Here is a 3,261-nt window from a genome sequence, read left to right as displayed (position 1 = left end):
CGGCATCACCGTGCGCCCGGTCATCACCATCGACGGCGCGCATGAGGTCAACGAGGTCTTCTTCGACGAGGTCGAGGTGCCGGCGGAGAACCTGGTGGGCGAGGAGAACAAGGGCTGGGACTACGCCAAGTTCCTGCTGTCCAATGAGCGTACCGGCATCGCGCGCATCGGCATGTCCAAGCAGCGCATTGCCCGCGCCAAGCGCATGGCGCGGGAGACAGAAGCGGAAGGCGGCACGCTGTGGGACGACCCAGACTTCCGCCGCCGCGTCGCCGCCATCGAGGTGGAGCTGAAGGCGCTGGAGATCACGCAGATGCGGGTGGTAGCCAACCAGCGCCAGCGGGAAGCCGACAAGCCCGATCCCGCTTCCTCCATCCTCAAGATCAAGGGTTCCGAACTGCAGCAAGCGACCACGGAGCTGCTGCTGGACATCGCCGGCCCTTACGCCCAGGCGGCGCCGGAGCATGATGGGGATGAAGGGCGCAACGAACCGCCGCTGGTGGCGGACGGCATGGACGCCATCGCCCCGCTCTACTTCAACGCGCGCAAGGTCTCGATCTACGGCGGCTCCAACGAGATCCAGCGCAACATCATCGCCAAAGCCTTCCTCGGGCTCTGAAGGGAACGACGCGTGGATTTCGACCTGAACGAGGAACAGCGGCTCCTCAAGGACAGCATCGACCGCTTCATGTCCGATGCCTATGGCGACTTCGAGAAGCGCAAGGCGTACCAGGCCGGCCCGGGCGGCTACAGCACTGGGCTGTGGTCCGGGCTGGCGGAGCTCGGCGTGCTGGCGCTGCCCTTCGCGGAGGAGGATGGCGGCATCGGCGGCGGGCCGGTGGAGACCATGATCGTCATGGAAGCGATCGGGCGCGGTCTGGCGGTGGAGCCGTACCTGTCCACCGTGGTGCTGGGCGGCGGCTTCCTCCGCCTGGGTGGCACCGACGCGCTGCGGGCGGAGCTGGTGCCGCAGGTGGCCGATGGCTCGCTGACCCTCGCTTTCGCCCAGCTTGAGCCACGCTCCCGCTACGACCTGCACGACGTGTCCACCACCGCGCGGCGCGATGGCGAGGGTTTCGTGCTGGATGGCGTCAAAGCCGGCGTGCTGCACGGGGACAGCGCAGGCCGGCTGGTGGTCAGCGCTCGCACCGCCGGCGCGCGGCGGGACCGGGATGGCGTCACACTGTTCCTGGTCGATGCCGCCTCGCCCGGCGTCACTTTGCACGGCATGGCAACCCAGGACGGGCTGCGCAGCGCCGAGATCACCCTGCGGGACGTCCGCGTTCCCGCCGATGCCGTGCTGGGCGAGGTCGATGCCGGCCTGCCGCTGATGCGGCGCGTGACCGACATCGCCATCGCGGCCCTCTGCGCTGAGGCGGTCGGGACGATGGACGAGCTGCAGCGGAACACCGTGGACTACCTGAAGGCGCGGCAGCAGTTCGGCGTTCCCATCGGCTCCTTCCAGGCGCTGCAGCACCGCGCCGCCGACATGCTGGTGGCGGTGGAGCAGGCACGCTCCATGGCGCTCTACGCCGCCATGATGGCGGAGGAACCCGACGCGGCGCTGCGGCAATCCGCCATCTCCGCCGCCAAGGTGCAGGTCAACAACTCCGCCCGCAAGGTGGGGCAGGAAGCGGTGCAGTTGCAGGGCGGCATCGCCATGACCTGGGAATACAAGGCCGGGCACTACTTCAAGCGGCTGGCCATGATCGAGAAAAGCTTCGGTGACACCGACCACCATCTTGGCTTGGTCAGCGCGGCTGACAACCTTGTCGAGGCCGAGTAGCACGCCGCACCCGGAACACCGGGGCGGTCACAGCAGGGAGGAACATCATGATCTGGAATTCAAAAGGTTTGGGGCGGCGCGCCGTGCTCAGTGGGGCCGCCGGGCTGGGCGCGGCGGCGCTGGCCCGGCCGGCGCTGGCGCAGGAACGCTTCCCCTCCAAGCCGATCCGCATGTTCGTGCCCTTCGCGCCGGGCGGCACCACGGACGTGCAGATGCGCGCGTTGTGCGATGCGGCCTCGCGCCGCTTCGGCCAGCCTGTGGTGGTGGAGAACCGCTCCGGCGCCGGCGGCATCCTCGGCGCGCAGGCGCTGGTTGGTACGCGGCCGGATGGCTACACCCTGGCGCAGATGCCGGTCTCGGTGTTCCGCTACCCGCAGATGGTGGCCAAGCCACCCTTCGACCCCCTGAAGGATTTCAGCTGGATCCTGCAGGTGACCGGCTATCTGTTCGGCGTGGTGGTGCGCGCCGACGCGCCGTGGCAGAGCTTCACTGAGCTGTTGGACTACGCCAAGGCAAACCCGGGCAAGGTCAACTATGGCTCTCCAGGCAGCGGCACCTCGCTCCACATCACCATGGAGCAGATCGCCCAGGGGCGTGGCATCGAGTGGACGCATGTGCCCTTCCGCGGCGTGGCGGAGGACCTGCAGGCGCTGCTGGCGGGGCAAGTCAACGTTTCAGCGGATGCCAGCGGCTGGGCGGAGTTGGTGAAGGAAGGGCGCCTGCGGCTGCTGTGCACCTGGGGTGCCGAGCGTGCCAGGCGCTTCCCCGACGTGCGAACGCTGCGGGAGCAGGGCATCGATGTCGTGTCGGAATCCCCCTACGGCTTGGCTGGCCCAGCCGGCATGGACCCGGCGATCGTCAAGGCCCTGCAGGATGGATTCCGAGAGGCGCTGCACGATGGCGCGCATCTGGCGGTGCTGGACCGGCTCGACATGTCCGTCGCTTACCTCGACAGCGCGGCCTATGCGAGCGCGGCGCAGCGGCAATACGAGGAAGACGGCGCGATGATCCGCCGCCTCGGCTTGAAGGTAGGCTGACCGCGCCGGAGCCCCGGACTCCGGAAAGGGCCTGCCGGCTGTTCGGTGGAGGCAGGAGCGCGTGCCATCCGGCGCGCTCCTGTTCGCCGGCGGCGCCGGGCCGTACCTAGTCCAACCGCGCTCCGGTCAGGCGCACCGCCTTGACCGTAGCCCCGAAATTGGTCCACCCAGAGTGAGGGTTTCCGGGCGTCATAAGCAGCCCTTCCGGGCTGCTTTGGCAGCGAACTCCTGAGGCGTTAGGTGCCCCAGGGCGCTGTGAGGACGGGACGCATTATAGTTCCGTCTCCAGGCCTCGATCGTGCTCCTGGCGTCCTCGAGCGACAAGAACCAATGCGTGTCCAGGCATTCCTCCCGGAGCTTGCCGTTGATGGGGTGGACGGCCCCCGCTCCTGATAGCGCATGTTGTAAGGTGCCTGCTGTCATCCACTTCCACTGCAG

General features: G+C 68.2%; 3 protein-coding genes and 1 pseudogene. 3 read left to right on the top strand and 1 reads right to left on the bottom strand.

All coding sequences use genetic code 11. The features are described from left to right. The 3 genes from EBE87_RS27995 to EBE87_RS27985 form a co-directional block, all read left to right on the top strand. The coding region (locus EBE87_RS27995; protein ID WP_267898290.1) for an acyl-CoA dehydrogenase family protein at positions 1 to 619 on the top strand (619 nt) is incomplete at its 5' end. Positions 620 to 631: 12 nt separating this feature from the next. After that, a complete protein-coding gene (locus EBE87_RS27990) occupies positions 632 to 1,786 on the top strand; it encodes an acyl-CoA dehydrogenase family protein (protein ID WP_120641132.1) in 1,155 nt (384 codons plus the stop codon). Between the two features lie 47 nt (positions 1,787 to 1,833). After that, positions 1,834 to 2,823, top strand: a complete 990-nt coding sequence (locus EBE87_RS27985; RefSeq protein ID WP_120641131.1) for a tripartite tricarboxylate transporter substrate binding protein — start codon at positions 1,834 to 1,836, stop codon at positions 2,821 to 2,823. Positions 2,824 to 3,012: 189 nt separating this feature from the next. On the opposite strand, the pseudogene EBE87_RS27980 reads toward EBE87_RS27985, so the two are convergent. Beyond that, a pseudogene (locus EBE87_RS27980) lies at positions 3,013 to 3,189 on the bottom strand (integrase core domain-containing protein); the annotation flags it as partial. Positions 3,190 to 3,261: the final 72 nt, after the last annotated feature.

Source organism: Teichococcus wenyumeiae, from assembly GCF_003696345.1.
Classification (GTDB): domain Bacteria; phylum Pseudomonadota; class Alphaproteobacteria; order Acetobacterales; family Acetobacteraceae; genus Pseudoroseomonas; species Pseudoroseomonas wenyumeiae.
The sequence above is the reverse complement of the archived record's forward strand: the minus strand, read 5'-3'. Positions and strand labels throughout refer to the sequence as shown.

Excerpts from the sequence above, each read along its gene's own strand:
- EBE87_RS27985 (WP_120641131.1), top strand. The coding sequence starts at position 1,834 with ATGATCTGGAATTCAAAAGGTTTGGGGCGGCGCGCCGTGCTCAGTGGG.